The organism is Catenulispora sp. GP43 (assembly GCF_041260665.1).
In the GTDB taxonomy this organism is placed as follows: Bacteria; Actinomycetota; Actinomycetes; order Streptomycetales; family Catenulisporaceae; genus Catenulispora.
Window position 1 is genome coordinate 32,389 of sequence record NZ_JBGCCT010000029.1, and the last position, 14,603, is coordinate 46,991.

General features: G+C 69.2%; 16 protein-coding genes. All 16 read right to left on the reverse strand.

Annotated features, from left to right (window positions below):
* Window positions 1-157: 157 nt before the first annotated feature.
* Window positions 158-934 (reverse strand): enoyl-CoA hydratase/isomerase family protein, encoded by a 777-nt coding sequence (locus tag ABH926_RS40830; RefSeq protein WP_370371648.1) that lies wholly within the window; start codon window positions 932-934, stop codon window positions 158-160.
* Between the two features lie 216 nt (window positions 935-1,150).
* Complete coding sequence (locus ABH926_RS40835) at window positions 1,151-1,369, reverse strand: helix-turn-helix domain-containing protein (RefSeq protein WP_194897647.1); 219 nt, start codon at window positions 1,367-1,369, stop codon at window positions 1,151-1,153.
* Window positions 1,370-1,612: 243 nt separating this feature from the next.
* Window positions 1,613-3,211 carry an ABC-F family ATP-binding cassette domain-containing protein gene (locus ABH926_RS40840; protein ID WP_370371650.1) on the reverse strand — a complete coding sequence of 533 codons (1,599 nt, stop codon included), beginning with the start codon at window positions 3,209-3,211 and terminating at the stop codon, window positions 1,613-1,615.
* A gap of 91 nt (window positions 3,212-3,302) precedes the next feature.
* Window positions 3,303-3,830: an NUDIX domain-containing protein gene (locus ABH926_RS40845; RefSeq protein ID WP_370371652.1), complete on the reverse strand. Its 528-nt coding sequence runs from the start codon at window positions 3,828-3,830 to the stop codon at window positions 3,303-3,305.
* A 177-nt stretch (window positions 3,831-4,007) separates the two neighbouring features.
* The gene (locus ABH926_RS40850; RefSeq protein ID WP_370371654.1) at window positions 4,008-4,331 is read right to left on the reverse strand and encodes a metal-sulfur cluster assembly factor; all 324 of its coding nucleotides are present in this window, start codon (window positions 4,329-4,331) and stop codon (window positions 4,008-4,010) included.
* Window positions 4,328-4,816 carry a Fe-S cluster assembly sulfur transfer protein SufU gene (gene sufU, locus ABH926_RS40855; protein WP_370371655.1) on the reverse strand — a complete coding sequence of 163 codons (489 nt, stop codon included), beginning with the start codon at window positions 4,814-4,816 and terminating at the stop codon, window positions 4,328-4,330. The genes ABH926_RS40850 and sufU overlap by 4 nt, the downstream gene beginning before the upstream one ends.
* 21 nt (window positions 4,817-4,837) lie before the next feature.
* Window positions 4,838-6,094, reverse strand: a complete 1,257-nt coding sequence (locus ABH926_RS40860) for a cysteine desulfurase (RefSeq protein WP_370371656.1) — start codon at window positions 6,092-6,094, stop codon at window positions 4,838-4,840.
* Between the two features lie 5 nt (window positions 6,095-6,099).
* Entirely contained in the window at window positions 6,100-6,858 is a 759-nt protein-coding gene (gene sufC / locus ABH926_RS40865; protein WP_370371658.1) for a Fe-S cluster assembly ATPase SufC, read from the reverse strand.
* 5 nt (window positions 6,859-6,863) lie between these two features.
* On the reverse strand, window positions 6,864-7,190 hold the full coding sequence (locus ABH926_RS40870; RefSeq protein ID WP_370371660.1) for a non-heme iron oxygenase ferredoxin subunit: 327 nt from the start codon (window positions 7,188-7,190) through the stop codon (window positions 6,864-6,866).
* Window positions 7,187-8,410, reverse strand: coding sequence for a Fe-S cluster assembly protein SufD (gene sufD, locus ABH926_RS40875; protein WP_370371662.1), 1,224 nt, complete (start codon window positions 8,408-8,410; stop codon window positions 7,187-7,189). Before sufD ends, ABH926_RS40870 begins: the two co-directional genes overlap by 4 nt.
* A gap of 64 nt (window positions 8,411-8,474) precedes the next feature.
* Complete coding sequence (gene sufB, locus ABH926_RS40880) at window positions 8,475-9,887, reverse strand: Fe-S cluster assembly protein SufB (RefSeq protein ID WP_370371664.1); 1,413 nt, start codon at window positions 9,885-9,887, stop codon at window positions 8,475-8,477.
* On the reverse strand, window positions 9,884-10,615 hold the full coding sequence (locus ABH926_RS40885; RefSeq protein ID WP_370371810.1) for a helix-turn-helix transcriptional regulator: 732 nt from the start codon (window positions 10,613-10,615) through the stop codon (window positions 9,884-9,886). Before ABH926_RS40885 ends, sufB begins: the two co-directional genes overlap by 4 nt.
* A 96-nt stretch (window positions 10,616-10,711) precedes the next feature.
* Complete coding sequence (locus tag ABH926_RS40890) at window positions 10,712-11,398, reverse strand: DUF4328 domain-containing protein (protein WP_370342321.1); 687 nt, start codon at window positions 11,396-11,398, stop codon at window positions 10,712-10,714.
* Window positions 11,399-11,696: 298 nt separating this feature from the next.
* On the reverse strand, window positions 11,697-12,287 hold the full coding sequence (locus ABH926_RS40895; RefSeq protein WP_370359938.1) for a hypothetical protein: 591 nt from the start codon (window positions 12,285-12,287) through the stop codon (window positions 11,697-11,699).
* Between the two features lie 262 nt (window positions 12,288-12,549).
* Entirely contained in the window at window positions 12,550-13,467 is a 918-nt protein-coding gene (locus tag ABH926_RS40900; protein ID WP_370371665.1) for an ROK family protein, read from the reverse strand.
* Between the two features lie 121 nt (window positions 13,468-13,588).
* On the reverse strand, window positions 13,589-14,599 hold the full coding sequence (gene mgrA / locus ABH926_RS40905) for an L-glyceraldehyde 3-phosphate reductase (protein WP_370371667.1): 1,011 nt from the start codon (window positions 14,597-14,599) through the stop codon (window positions 13,589-13,591).
* Window positions 14,600-14,603 lie beyond the last annotated feature (4 nt).

Below are 14,603 nucleotides of genomic sequence, written 5' to 3' on the forward strand. Positions count from 1 at the left end.
AACGTCTACGCGGCCATGGTCGTCGGCTCGGCGCTGGCCTGCGCGTTCCTGAGCATCCTGGACGCCACCGGGCGCACCTCGCTGCGCTACTTCGTGCCGATGTACCCGATGGCGCTGATGCTGGTCGCGGACTTCTGGCGGTCGCGCGAGTGGAGCCTCAGGACTCTCCCGTCCCGGCCAGGTCCCGGAACCGCCGGGTCTGAGCCGCCCGCTCCGCAGCTCGCTGCTCGTCGTACGGACGCCCAGCCGCTGCCCGCAGCAGAGCCTTCGACTCCGTGACCGCGCCGCGCGGGGCGGCCAGCAGGTCAGCGGCCAGCTTCGCGGCGGCGGCGTGCAGCTCCTCGCGCGGCACGACGTGGTTGGCCAGGCCGATGCGCAGCGCCTCCGCGGCGTCCACATAGCGCGCGGTGGCCACGATCTCCAGCGCACGCGGGTACCCGACCGCGTCCACCAGCGGCTGCGTCCCGGCCAGGTCCGGCACCAGCCCCAGGGCCGGCTCCTTCATGCAGAACAGCGCGTCCTCGGCGGCGATCCGGAGGTCGCAGGCCAGCGCCAGCTGGAAGCCGGCGCCGATGGCGTGGCCCTGGACCGCGGCGACGGTGACCAGATCGGTGCGGCGCCACCAGGTGAACGCCTGCTGATACCCCTCGATGGTGCGGTCCACCTCCTCGTCGGAGGACGCCGCGAAGGTGGCGAAGTTCTCGAACATCGACCGGTCCAGGCCCGCGGAGAACGACTTGCCCTCCGAGCGCAGCACCACGACGCGCACCGTGCCCGGCAGCGCGGCGCCGATCGCGGTCAGCGCGGTCCAGAACTCAGGGGTCTGAGAATTGCGCTTGTCCGGACGGTTCAGCGTGATGGTCGCGGCCTCGCCCTCCAGCAGCACGTCGATGCCCGCGTCCGCGGCCTGGCGTGCGGTGTCTTCCCAGCTCATGAGCTCTCCTGAATCCGTGCGGACGGTGCCGAAGAGCGAGACTACCCGCGGGTAACTTGTTGCGCCAGCGCGGGCCCGGACAATGGAGGTGTCCGACGCCGGCCTGGAGCGGCACCGGACGGAAGAGGGAACAGAAGAGGGCGGGGTGCCCATCACGCACCCCGCCCCTTCGTCACCGGTCGGCTGCCCGAACTCCGCCCGGCTCCTTCACGCTCGTCAGGCAGTCTTCGCCTTGCCGCGCGTCGCGCCGCCCCGACCCCGAAGCGTCACACCGGATTCGCTGAGCATCCGGTGCACGAACCCGTACGAACGCCCGGTGGACTGGGCGAGGGCGCGAATGGACTCGCCCGCCTCGTACTTCGTCTTGAGGTCGATCGCGAGCTGCGACCGCGCGTCGCCGGTCACCCGGCTGCCCTTCTTGAGAGTCTCGGCCACACGTGCCTCCTGGAGTGGATGTGCGCTCTAGGTACACATGATCACCCCTCGCAGCGCTCTTGGCCACCGATTCGGCGATGTTGCCCATAACATCAATGTCACGTCGCCCGATCCGACCAGTAGATCATGCGGATTTGTCCGGTTATCGCATGATCTAATTCCCTGGACGAATCAGCCCACGATGAAAAGTCCCGCCCTGGCGTGGGGTGGCGTTTTCTCCCGAAGGCCAGCGCTGGGCGTCGGTCAGGCCAGCGAGACCAAGTCGAGGTACTGCTCGCTCCACAAGTCCTCGTCGCCGTCCGGCAGCAGGATCACCCGCTCCGGATTCAGCGCCTGCACCGCGCCCTCATCGTGGGTCACCATGATCACAGCGCCCTCATACGTCCCGAGCGCCCCGAGGATCTCCGCGCGCGAGGCCGGGTCCAGGTTGTTGGTGGGCTCGTCGAGCAGCAGCACGTTCGCCGTGGAGACGACCAGCGTGGCCAGCGCCAGACGCGTCTTCTCACCGCCGGAGAGCACACCGGCCGGCTTGTCGACGTCGTCGCCGGAGAACAGGAACGAGCCGAGGGTCTTGCGCACGTCGGCCAGGTCCAGGTCCGGCGCCGCGCTGCGCATGTTCTCCAGCACCGTGCGCTCCGGGTCGAGCGTCTCGTGCTCCTGCGCGTAGTAGCCGAGCTTGAGGCCGTGCCCCTGCTCGACCTGGCCGGTGTCCGCCTGCTCCACGCCGCCGAGCAGCCGCAGCAAAGTGGTCTTGCCGGCGCCGTTCAGGCCCAGGATGACGACCTTGGAACCGCGGTCCACCGCCAGGTCGACGTCGGTGAAGACCTCCAGCGAGCCGTACGACTTGGACAGCCCGGTCGCCATGATCGGGGTCTTGCCGCACGGAGCCGGGGTCGGGAAGCGCAGCTTGGCGACCTTGTCCGCCTGCCGCACCTCCTCCAGCCCGGCCAGCATCCGGTTGGCGCGCCGGGCCATGTTCTGCGCGGCGACGGTCTTGGTGGCCGAGGCCCGCATCTTGTCGGCCTGCGCGTTGAGCACCGCGGCCTTCTTCTCCACGTTGGCGCGCTCGCGCTTGCGGCGGCGCTCGTCGTCCTCGCGCTGCTTGAGGTAGAGCTTCCAGCCCATGTTGTAGTAGTCGATGGTGGCCCGGTTGGCGTCCAGGTGGAACACCTTGTTCACCGACGCCTCGACCAGGTTCACGTCGTGGGAGATGACGATGAACCCGCCCTTGTAGGACTTCAGGAACTCGCGCAGCCAGACGATCGAGTCGGCGTCGAGGTGGTTGGTCGGCTCGTCCAGGAGCAGGACCTCGTTGTCGCCGAACAGGATCCGGGACAGCTCGACGCGGCGGCGCTGGCCACCAGACAGGGTGTGCAGCGGCTGGCTCATGACCCGGTCGGGCAGACCGAGCGCGGAGGCGATGGTCGCGGCCTCGGACTCGGCGGCGTACCCGCCGGCGGCGACGAACTCGTCCTCCAGCCGCGTGTAGCGGCGCATCGCCTTCTCGTGGGTGGCCAGGTCGTCGGAGGCCATGCGCTTCTCGTTCTCGCGCATGCGGCGCATGATGTCGTCCAGCCCGCGGGCGGACAGGATGCGGTCGCGGGCGATGACGTCCATGTCGCCGGTGCGGGGGTCCTGCGGCAGATAGCCGACCTGGCCGGAGCGGTGGATGGTGCCGGCCGCCGGGATGGTCTCACCGGCCAGGGTCTTGGTGAGCGTGGTCTTGCCGGCGCCGTTGCGGCCGACCAGGCCGATGCGGTCGCCGGGACCCACTCGGAAGGAGGCCTTCTCGATCAGGATGCGGCTGCCGGCCCGGAGCTCGACGTCGGTTGCGGTGATCACGTCGCACCATTTTACGGTGCGCACGGCACCGCTCCGGAACGAGTTTTCGTGCTGGTACGCCCCACATCGCCCGCAGCACGGGCGATGTGACTCAGATCGCCTGCAGACCGGCGATCAGACGGCTGCCCAGGCCCCGGTCCACCCGCTTGCTGTCCCGCCAGCACACCGCGAAGGACCGGCCGGCCCGCCACGAGCTCAACGCCGTGCGGGTGTAGCCGACCGTCGCCGAGGGCAGGTCGTCGACCGTGAACCAGCCGAGCTTCTCGCACTTGCCGGGCTCGGCGTTCACCGGGCCGCCGGACCAGCGGCTGGCCGCGAAGAACAGCTGCATGCGGGGCTCGCCGTCGGCCTCGCGGTGGTGGACCGTCACCGCGTGCTCCAGGTCGGCCGGATCGATGCGCACGCCGAGTTCCTCGCGCGCCTCGCGGACCAGAGCCTGCACAGCGTCCTCGCCGGGCTCGACGTGGCCGGCGGGCACGTGCCACCGTCCGGAACCCCACACGGCCCCTCTGCGCAACCCCAGGAGCACGCGCTCGTCATCGGGCCGCTGCAGAATGAGGTGGACGGCGAGCATGCACGCCTCTCGGCCGCTGTCAGTCGCCTTCCGGATCCCGGACACAGGCTCCCCCTTTGTACGCGGGTCTTGACCATCCCGTTACTTGTAACAGGTACCAACCTACCCACACGTACCGTCGTTTACGCAAGACTTCCGCGCCTGCGAATGCACATGCATCTGACGAGTGCGCACACGAAAACGCCCGATCCGTAACGGATCGGGCGTTTTTCGAATCAGTACTCAGACATTGAATCCGAGGGCGCGCAGCTGCTCCCGGCCGTCGTCGGTGATCTTGTCCGGACCCCACGGCGGCATCCAGACCCAGTTCACCCGGAAGTCGGCGACCAGGCCGTCCAGGGCCATGCGCATCTGGTCCTCGATGACGTCCTGCAGCGGACAGGCCGCCGATGTCAGGGTCATGTCGACGACGGCGATGTTCGCGTCGTCCACCGTCAGGCCGTACACCAGGCCCAGATCAACGACGTTGATCCCGAGCTCGGGGTCGACCACGTCGCGCAGCGCCTCGGTGACGTCCTCGATCGGCGCCAGTTCGGTCGTAGTCATGCCTTCACACCCTTGCCTTCGAATTCAACACTGCCGTCAGCTTCGAGCGCCTGCGCGGTCGCGTCCTTCCACGCCATCCACGACAGCAGCGCGCACTTCACACGCCCGGGGTACTTGGCGACGCCGGCGAACGCCACGGCGTCCTCCAGCACCTCCTCGTGCTCCTCGGCGAACTCCGGGCCGTCCAGCTTGGCCTGCATCAGTTGCAGGAAGGTCTCCTGCACCTCGCGCGCCTGCTCCACCGACTTGCCGATGAGCAGGTCCGCCATGACCGACGCCGAGGCCTGGCTGATCGAGCAGCCCTGGGACTCGTAGGAGATGTCGCTGATCACGTCGCCCTTGAGGTCGACGCGCATGGTCACCTCGTCACCGCACGTCGGGTTCACGTGGTGCACCTGGGTCGCGTACGGCTCGCGCAGACCCTTGTGGTGCGGGTGGCGGTAGTGGTCCAGGATGATCTCCTGGTACATCGATTCCAGCTGCATCTCCTGCTCCTCCTACGGCTTTCAGACTCCGAAGAACCGCTTGACCTCGTCCAGGCCCTCCACGAGGGCGTCGACCTCGGCCGGCGTGGAGTACAGATAGAACGACGCTCGCGTGGTCGCGGGAATTCCGAACCGCACGCACACCGGACGCGCGCAGTGGTGGCCGACGCGCACCGCGATGCCGTGCTCGTCGAGGACCTGGCCCACGTCGTGCGGGTGGATGTCGCCGAGCGTGAACGAGATGGCCGCGCCGCGGTCCTCGTTGGTGGCCGGGCCGATGATCCGCAGACCCTCGACCTCCTGCAGCCGCTTGAGCGCGTACTCGGTGATCGCGTGCTCGTGCGCCGCGACGTTCTCCATGCCGATGCCGGTGAGGTAGTCCACGGCGGTGCCCAGCGCGATCACCTCGGCGATCGGCGGGGTGCCGGCCTCGTACTTGTGCGGCAGGCCCGCGTACGTGGACTTCTCCATGGTGACCGTCTGGATCATCTCGCCGCCGCCGAGGAAGGGCGGCAGCTCCTCCAGCAGGTCCCGGCGGCCCCACAGCACGCCGACGCCGGTCGGGCCGAGCATCTTGTGGCCGGTGAAGGCGACGAAGTCGGCGCCCAGGGCCTGCACGTCCAGCGGCAGGTGCGGGGCGGACTGCGAGGCGTCCAGGACCACCAGCGCGCCGACCTCGTGCGCGCGCTTGACGATGGTCTCGACCGGGTTGACCGTGCCCAGGATGTTGGAGATGTGGACCAGCGAGACCACCTTGGTGTGCTCGTTGATCAGTTCGTCCAGGTTCGACAGGTCCAGGCGGCCCTCGTCGGTGATCCCGAACCAGCGCAGCTTCGCGCCGAGCCGCTCGGCGGTCATCTGCCACGGCACGATGTTGGAGTGGTGCTCCATCTCCGAGATGACGATCTCGTCGCCGGGGCGGATGCCGTAGGGCTCGCCGGCCCAGCCGAGGACGTTGGCGACCAGGTTCAGCGCCTCGGAGGAGTTCTTGGTGAACACGACCTCTTCGCGCGGGGCGTTGATGAACGCGGCCACCTTGTCGCGGGCGCCCTCGTACAGCGCCGTGGCCTCCTCGGCCAGCACGTGGATGCCGCGGTGCACGTTGGCGTTGTGCAGCGAGTAGTACTCGACGATGGTGTCGATCACCTGCTGCGGCGACTGCGAGGTCGCCGCGTTGTCCAGGTACACCAGCGGCTTGTCGCCGTGCACCAGGCGCTGCAGGATCGGGAAGTCCTTGCGGATGGCATCCGTGTCAAGGAACTGAGGGGTAATGCCCATGAGGATCAGGCTCCAGCCTTGGCGTAGCTTTCGTAGCCCTCAGATTCCAGCTTGTCGGCCAGCTCCGGGCCACCCGATTCCACGATGCGGCCGTCGGAGAAGACGTGGACGAAGTCCGGCTTGATGTAGCGCAGGATCCGCGTGTAGTGCGTGATCAGCAGCGTGCCGACCTCGCCGGACTCGCGAACCCGGTTCACGCCCTCCGAGACGGTCTTCAGCGCGTCCACGTCCAGGCCGGAGTCGGTCTCGTCGAGGATCGCGATCTTCGGCTTGAGGAGCTCCATCTGCAGGATCTCGTGGCGCTTCTTCTCACCGCCCGAGAAGCCCTCGTTGACGTTGCGCTCGGCCATCGCCTTGTCCATCTGGATGGCTTCCATGGCGCCGTTGACTTCCTTGACCCAGGTGCGCAGCTTCGGGGCCTCACCGCGGATCGCGGTGGCCGCGGTGCGCAGGAAGTTGGAGACCGTGACGCCGGGGATCTCCACCGGGTACTGCATGGCCAGGAACATGCCGGCGCGGGCGCGCTCGTCCACGGTCATCGCCAGCACGTCCTCGCCGTCCAGGGTGACGGTGCCGGAGGTGATGGTGTACTTCGGGTGCCCGGCGATCGAGTAGGCCAGGGTGGACTTGCCCGAGCCGTTGGGGCCCATGATGGCGTGCGTCTCGCCCTGCTTGACCGTCAGGTTCACCCCGCGCAGGATCTCGCGCGGGCCGTTCTCGCCCTCGACGGTGACGTGCAGGTCCTTGATTTCCAGGGTCGCCATGTCTGTTACGCCTCCTTCACGGCGACGTACAGATCATCGCCTTCGATCTTCACGGGGTACACCGGCACCGGCTCGGTGGCCGGCAGGCTGGAGGGCTTGCCGGTCTTCAGGTCGAACATCGAGCCGTGCAGCCAGCACTCGATCTCACAGTCCACGACCTCGCCCTCGGACAGGGCGACGTTCGCGTGCGAGCACACGTCGTGGATCGCGTAGAACTCGCCCTCGTGCTGCACCACGGCCACCGGGGTGTCGCCGGCCACGACCGCCTTGGGCTGGTCCGGGGTCACCTCCGAGACGCCGCAGACGCGGATCCAGGTCTGGGTGTCGGTCATGCGACGGCTCCAGCGAGCTCTTCCTCCACCTTGGTCATCAGCCGCTCCTGGACGTCCGGGATGCCGATGCGGCCGATCACGTCGGCGAAGAAGCCGCGGACCACCAGACGGCGGGCCTCGTCCTCGCGGATGCCGCGGGCCTGCAGGTAGAACAGCTGCTCGTCGTCGAAGCGGCCGGTCGCGCTGGCGTGCCCGGCGCCGACGATCTCGCCGGTTTCAATCTCCAGGTTCGGCACCGAGTCCGCCCGCGCCCCGTCGGTCAGGACCAGGTTGCGGTTCAGCTCGTAGGTGTCGGTCTGCTCGGCCTCGGCGCGGATCAGGACGTCGCCGACCCAGACCGTGTGCGCGTCCTGGCCCTGCAGCGCGCCCTTGTAGGTCACGCGCGACTTGCAGTGCGTGGCGCTGTGGTCGACCAGCAGGCGGGACTCCAGGTGCTGGCCGGCGTCGGCGAAGTACACGCCGAGCAGTTCGGCGTCGCCGCCGGGCGCGGTGTACACCACCTGCGGCGTGATCCGGACCAGGTCGCCGCCGAAGATGACGTTGATCGACTGGAAGCGCGCGTCGCGGCCCAGCTGGGACTGCTGCTGCGACAGGTGCACGGCGTCGTCGGCCCAGTCCTGCAGCGCGATGACGGTCAGGTCTGCGCTGTCGCCGACCAGGAACTGCACGTTCTCCGAGTACGTGGCGCTGCCCTGGTAGTCCAAGACCACGACGGCCTTCGCGAACGGCTTCACGTCCACCAGGACGTTCCCGAACACGGTCCCGCCGCTGCCGGTCAGCGTCACCCGCACCGGCTCGGAGACCTCAGCCTCCTGCGGGACGGTGATGACGGTGGCCTCGGTGAACCCGGCCCACGCCAGCGCCGAGGTGCGGTCCACCGGCGTGCCGGCCTTGCCCAGCCGGGCGTCGTCCCGGCCGACGGTCTCCACCGAGACCGGCTCGGGGGCGGCGACCTCGACGGCCACCTTGCCGTCGGCGGCCGGCGACTCGTGCAGCCCGCGCAGGCGTTTGAGCGGCGTGAAACGCCAGTCCTCCTCGCGGCCGGTCAGCACCGGGAAGTCCGCGGGGTCGAAGGACTTGTGGCGCTCGATGCGCGCGTCGGTCGGCTGGCTCACCGCACGGCCGGTGCCCGGCCCGGCCAGGCGGTTGCCCGCGCCGGGCTCGTTCACGGTGACGGCGGCGGCCGTGACGGCGCCCACCTGGTTCTGCGGATCAGACATCGATGTCCCGTACTCGTGACTAGTGGTTCGGTTCGTAAGGGGTCTGTGCCGGCTCTGGGCGGCGTCAGCCGACCGAGCCCTCCATCTGCAGCTCGATCAGCCGGTTGAGCTCCAGCGCGTACTCCATCGGCAGCTCGCGGGCGATCGGCTCGACGAAGCCGCGCACGATCATCGCCATCGCCTCGTCCTCGGTCATGCCGCGGCTCATCAGGTAGAACAGCTGGTCCTCGCTGACCTTGGAGACGGTCGCCTCGTGGCCCATGGACACGTCGTCCTCGCGGACGTCCACGTAGGGGTAGGTGTCCGAGCGGGAGATGGTGTCGACCAGCAGCGCGTCGCACTTCACGGTGGACTTGCTGTGGTGCGCGCCCTCCTGCACCTGGACCAGGCCGCGGTAGGAGGTGCGGCCGCCGCCGCGGGCCACCGACTTGGAGATGATCGTCGAGGAGGTGTGGGGAGCCGCGTGCACCATCTTGGCGCCGGCGTCCTGGTGCTGGCCTTCGCCGGCGAAGGCGACGGACAGCGTCTCGCCCTTGGCGTGCTCGCCGAGCAGCCACACGGCCGGGTACTTCATCGTGACCTTGGAGCCGATGTTGCCGTCGATCCACTCCATGGTGGCGCCGGCCTGGGCGGCGGCGCGCTTGGTCACCAGGTTGTAGACGTTGTTCGACCAGTTCTGGATGGTGGTGTAGCGCACGCGGGCGTTCTTCTTCACCACGATCTCCACGACCGCCGAGTGCAGCGAGTCCGAGGAGTAGATCGGCGCGGTGCAGCCCTCGACGTAGTGGACGTAGGAGTCCTCGTCGGCGATGATCAGCGTCCGCTCGAACTGGCCCATGTTCTCGGTGTTGATGCGGAAGTAGGCCTGCAGCGGGATCTGGACGTGCACGCCCTTGGGGACGTAGATGAAGGACCCGCCGGACCACACCGCGGTGTTCAGCGCGGAGAACTTGTTGTCGCCGGTGGGGATCACCGTCGCGAAGTGCTCCCGGAACAGCTCCGGGTACTCCTTCAGAGCGGTGTCGGTGTCCAGGAAGATGACACCCTGCTCCTCCAGCTCCTTGTTGATCTGGTGGTAGACGACCTCGGACTCGTACTGCGCCGCGACACCGGCGATCAGCCGCTGCTTCTCGGCCTCCGGGATGCCCAGCTTGTCGTAGGTGTTCTTGATGTCCGCCGGCAGGTCGTCCCAGGACTCGGCCTGCTTCTCGGTGGAGCGCACGAAGTACTTGATGTTGTCGAAGTCGATCCCGCCGAGGTCCGCGCCCCACACCGGCATCGGCTTCTTCTCGAACAGCCGCAGGCCCCGCAGCCGCATGTCGAGCATCCACTGCGGCTCGTTCTTCTTCGCGGAGATGTCGCGGACGACGTCCTCGTTCAGGCCGCGGCGCGCCGAGGATCCGGCGACGTCGGAGTCGGCCCAGCCGTACTCGTAGGTGCCAAGGCCTTCGAGCTGCTCATGCGAGGTGGTGGTCATAGCGCGTTCCCTCCGGAAACCTCGTTGCTCTTGCTGCTCCCGGTGGCTGTAGCGGTCATCGGGATAAAGGTGGTGCACACGCCGTCGCCGTGGGCGATGGTCGCGAGTCTTTGGACGTGGGTCCCCAGCAGCTCCGCGAAGGCCTCGGTCTCGGCCTCGCACAACTGCGGGAACTGCTCGGCGACATGGGCCACCGGGCAGTGGTGCTGGCACAGCTGCTCGCCGGCGGCTGGCGCCTTGCCGGTCTCGCGCAGTCCGGCGGCGTAGCCGTCCTCGGTGAGGAGCTTGGCCAGCAGCGCGGGACGCTCCTGCTCGGGCACGGAGTCCATCCGCTCCCGGAACCGGTCGGCCAGCTCCGCGACGCGCTTGCGCGCGAACGCCTCGACCGCCGCCGGCCCCGCACTGTCGGCGAGGAACTTCAGCGCGTCGACGGCCAGCTGGTCGTACGCCTGGTAGAAGACCCCGCGGCCGCGGTCGGTGAGCGCGAAGACCTTGGCCGGACGGCCCCGGCCCCGCTGCCCGTACGTCCGCTGCTGCCGCGCCTCGACCAGGTCCTCGGCGAGCAGCGCATCCAGGTGACGCCGCACACCGGCGGGCGTCATCTTCAGCCGCTTGCCGAGATCCACCGCGGTCGAGGGGCCGTTGGCCAGGATGCTCCGCGCGACCCGGTTGCGCGTGCCGACGTGCACGTCGGAGGTGTCGTCGGCGGACGACGACGTACTCACGATCGGGCTCGGCACACTTTCCACAACACCAGTGTGCCTTTATTCGTTCCCCGGCACCAAGTAAGGGAGACCTAATAAGTCACGGGGATGTGACGTAATTCACGCCGCCCCGCGCGCCGCCTGCATCCCGGTGATCCCCGCGATCATCCGCGCCATCAGAAGCGCGCCCAGCCCCAGGCACGACGCGCTGACGACGGTCCCGTCCAGGAAGAATCCGGCCTGCTGGGTCACCACGATAGACCCGTCCGCCGCCGTGCCGTGCACGGTGAAGGTGCGGTAACCGGTCAGCCAGGCCAGGCTCCAACAGGTCCACCACCCGGCGGCCACCCGGGCGACGCCGGCCCGCCCGCCCGGCTCGGCGCCGGAGGCCCTCCAGACGTCCCGCATGATCTGCACCGGGAACCAGAAGTTGACCACCGGGGTGAACCAGGCACCTATCGTCCACCCCTGCGCGCGGGTCTGCGGACCCCACAACCCGGCATTCTTGCGGACCCGGAAGAACCAGACGAGGAACACCGGCGCGATCCCCACGAAGAGCAGCAGGTTCACCGCGATCAGCGCAGCCGCCGGCCCACCGGCCAGGGTGACCACGAACTGCGCCGCCTCCCCCACCGCCAAGACCGAGAGCAGGACGGTCAGGGCTTTGCCGAGACCCGCGACCGCCGACAGCCGCGGAACGGGCGCGGCGTAGCCGGGATGCGCGGCGGACGGCATGAGCCGCTCGCCGCACCGGTAGCAGTCGACCGCGCCTGGCTCGGCGGGCTTTGCGCAGGTCGGGCAGTCCATGGGCTTGGTGACTCCGCAGCTGGGCACTGATAAGGGCGCTGAATCTTAGAGCCGCGCAGAACTGCTTGTCGACGCATATCCCGGCTTGGAGTCCGACGAGTCGTCGACGTTCCACATCCACAGGTTGCCGTCGCCGCACGACCGTGACGATGTCCAGCACCGCGCCCTGCTCGCCGGGCACATCAGGCCCGGGCAGCATGTCCACAACGATCCCGGAGTGTCCGGGCAGCCGCGGTACACCCGGTGAAGCTCTGCCCGCGATACCGCTCCGACCACGGACCGACGGGGAACCCCAGGGCTACGGGACCTTTCCCATCTCCCGCCGCCGCGCGGCCACTTCGGCGACGTACGCCTCCCACACCTCGAAGAAGTCCTCCGCCGACGGGACGCCGTCCAAGGTCGCGAACGTCCCGACCCAGTCGCGGTCCAACCGCGCTGTCGTACGGCCCTCGGCCGTGCGCAGCCAGACGCTGGCCGACTCGCTGCTTTGACCGTCGAAGACGAAGTTGAACTGATACAGACGCTGCGAGCAGAGCCTCGAACCCGCCACGAGGTCGGGCACCGCCTCAGGATTGCGGCGCAGCTCCCACACGATGCCCGTCGGCGACGTGTGGATCTCCGGAGCGGCGCGCCCGTCGAGCCTGCGCAGTGGATGGCCGACGGGAAGCGCCGACGGGTCGGCCGGGTCCGGCCGGTCGAACCAGATGCCCTGCGCGATGACTTCGACGAACTCGCCGTGGAACACGAACAAGTAGTGCCGATACGTCTCCAACAGCGGCGTCCGATAGTGCGCGACCTCGTACTCATGGCGTTCGAGCAGCCACGGCGAATCGGAGATCTCGTATACCCAATCGCCCCGCCTATACGGGGCTGCCCCCGGGTACGGCATGTGCTCTCCGCGACACACCCGCGCCGCGTCCAAGCCCCTCGAATGTCACCCGGCCCTGGCCGACGTCCTCGCCGTACGGCAAAGGGAAGTAGAGCGCGTCGCAAGCCTCGTTCCTACCGCTTCGCATCGCTCCGAAGCCGACATACTCCAGGCGTGGCCTGTCCACCCGATCCGCCTGAAGCGGCACGACCAAGGCATGTGCGAGAGGAGGCATGCACGCACGCTACGCAAGCCTCCGCCGCGCTCACACTTCATCTATCCGCTATATCGACTCCGCGTGCCCCACCAGCGCCGCCGCCCCGATCAGCCCGGCATCGCCGCCGAGCGCCGCCGGGTGCACCGTCACATCCCGTGTGAACGACAGCCGCGCGTACTCCTTCAGGTGCTCGCGCAGCGGGCCGAACAGCAACTCCCCCGACTTCGCCACGCCGCCGCCGATCACCGCGGCCTCGATGTCCACCAGGGCCGCGGTGCCGGCGATCGCCGCCGCGAGCGCCCTGGCCGAGCGGTCGAACGAGGCCAGCGCGATCGGGTCGCCGGCCACCGCCGACGCCGCCACCTCCGCGGCCGTCGCCTCGGTCGCGGGGCCGCCGCCGGGGCGCTGCCAGCCTTCGCGGACCGCGCGCGCGGCGATGGCCGTGCCGCTGGAGATGATCTCCACGCAGCCGCGGGCGCCGCAGGGGCAGGGCGGGCCGTCGAGCTCCACGCACATGTGCCCGATGTGCCCGGCGTTGCCGCTGGGGCCGGGGCGCAGGCGGCCGCCGAGGATCAGACCGCCGCCGACGCCGGTGGAGACCACCATGCACAGCACGTTCTCGCGGCCCTTCGCGGCGCCGCGCCAGTGCTCGCCGGCGGCCATCGCGACGCCGTCGCCGGCCAGCGTCACCGGCCGGCCGGTGACATCGGCGACCCGCTCGACCAGCGGGAAGTCGCGCCAGGCGGGGATGTTCACCGGGCTGATGGTGCCCTTGGAGGCGTCGATGGGCCCGGCGCTGCCGATGCCCACGGCCGTCACCTGCTCCCAGCGGGGGTCCGCGGTCAGGGCCGCGAGCAGGTCCTGGACCGCCGACACCGGTTCGACGGCCGGCGTCGGCCGCTCGTGCCGGGCCAGGAGCTCGCCCTCGGCATCGACCAACCCCGCCGCGATCTTGGTGCCGCCGATGTCGATGGCCGCGTACACACTTCCTCCGGGTGCTCTTGTGAACGTTCTCAACGAACGGGCGAAACCGCCGAGCCGGGGGCTCAGGATCCCCGGCTCGGCGGCGGTTTGCGAGACTGCGTCCGGCCTGTGGACCGAACGGCTAGCCGAGCGCCAGTTCGTCGATGGCGGCCAGTTCCTCGGCGGTGAACTCCGGCCCGGACACCGCGGCCACGTTCTCCTCCAGCTGCGCCACCGACGAGGCGCCGATCAGCGCCGAGGTCATCCGCGGGTCGCGGACCACCCACTGCGTGGCCATCTGCGCCAGCGACTGCCCGCGCTTGCCGGCCAGCTCGTTGAGCCCGCGCAGCTTGGCCAGCACCTCGGGCGTGAGGTTGTCCTTGGACAGGAACCGGCCGACCGAGGCCCGCGAGCCGGCCGGGATGTTCCCGTCCAGGTACCGCGAGGTCAGCAGCCCCTGCTGCAGCGGGCTGAAGGCGATGCAGCCCATGCCGGTCTCGGCGGTGGCGTCCAGCAGCGAGTCCTCCTCGATCCAGCGGTTCAGGATCGAGTACGAAGGCTGGTGGATCAGCGCCCGCACACCCATGTCGCGCAGCAGCGCCGCGGCCTCGCGCGTCTGCTCGGAGTTGTAGGAGGAGATGCCGACGTACAGCGCCTTGCCCTGCTGCACGGCCGAAGCCAGCGCACCCATCGTCTCCTCCAGCGGAGTCTCCGGGTCGAAGCGGTGCGAGTAGAAGATGTCGACGTAGTCCAGGCCCATCCGGGCCAGCGACTGGTCCAGGGAGGCCAGCAGGTACTTGCGCGAGCCCCACTCGCCGTACGGCCCGGGCCACATGTCGTACCCGGCCTTGGTGGAGATCACCAGCTCGTCCCGGTAGGGCCGGAAGTCCTGGGCGAACACGTGCCCGAAGTTGATCTCGGCCGAGCCGTAGGGCGGCCCGTAGTTGTTCGCCAGGTCGAAGTGCGTGACCCCGAGGTCGAAGGCCCGCCGCAGCACCGCGCGCTGGTCCTCCAGCGGCTTGCCGTCCCCGAAGTTGTGCCACAGCCCGAGCGAGACCAGCGGCAGCTTCAGCCCGCTCAGACCGCTGCGCCGATAAGGCATGCGGTCGTCGTAGCGCCCCGGATCGGCAGAGTAGGTGGGAAGGACGTTCATCGGG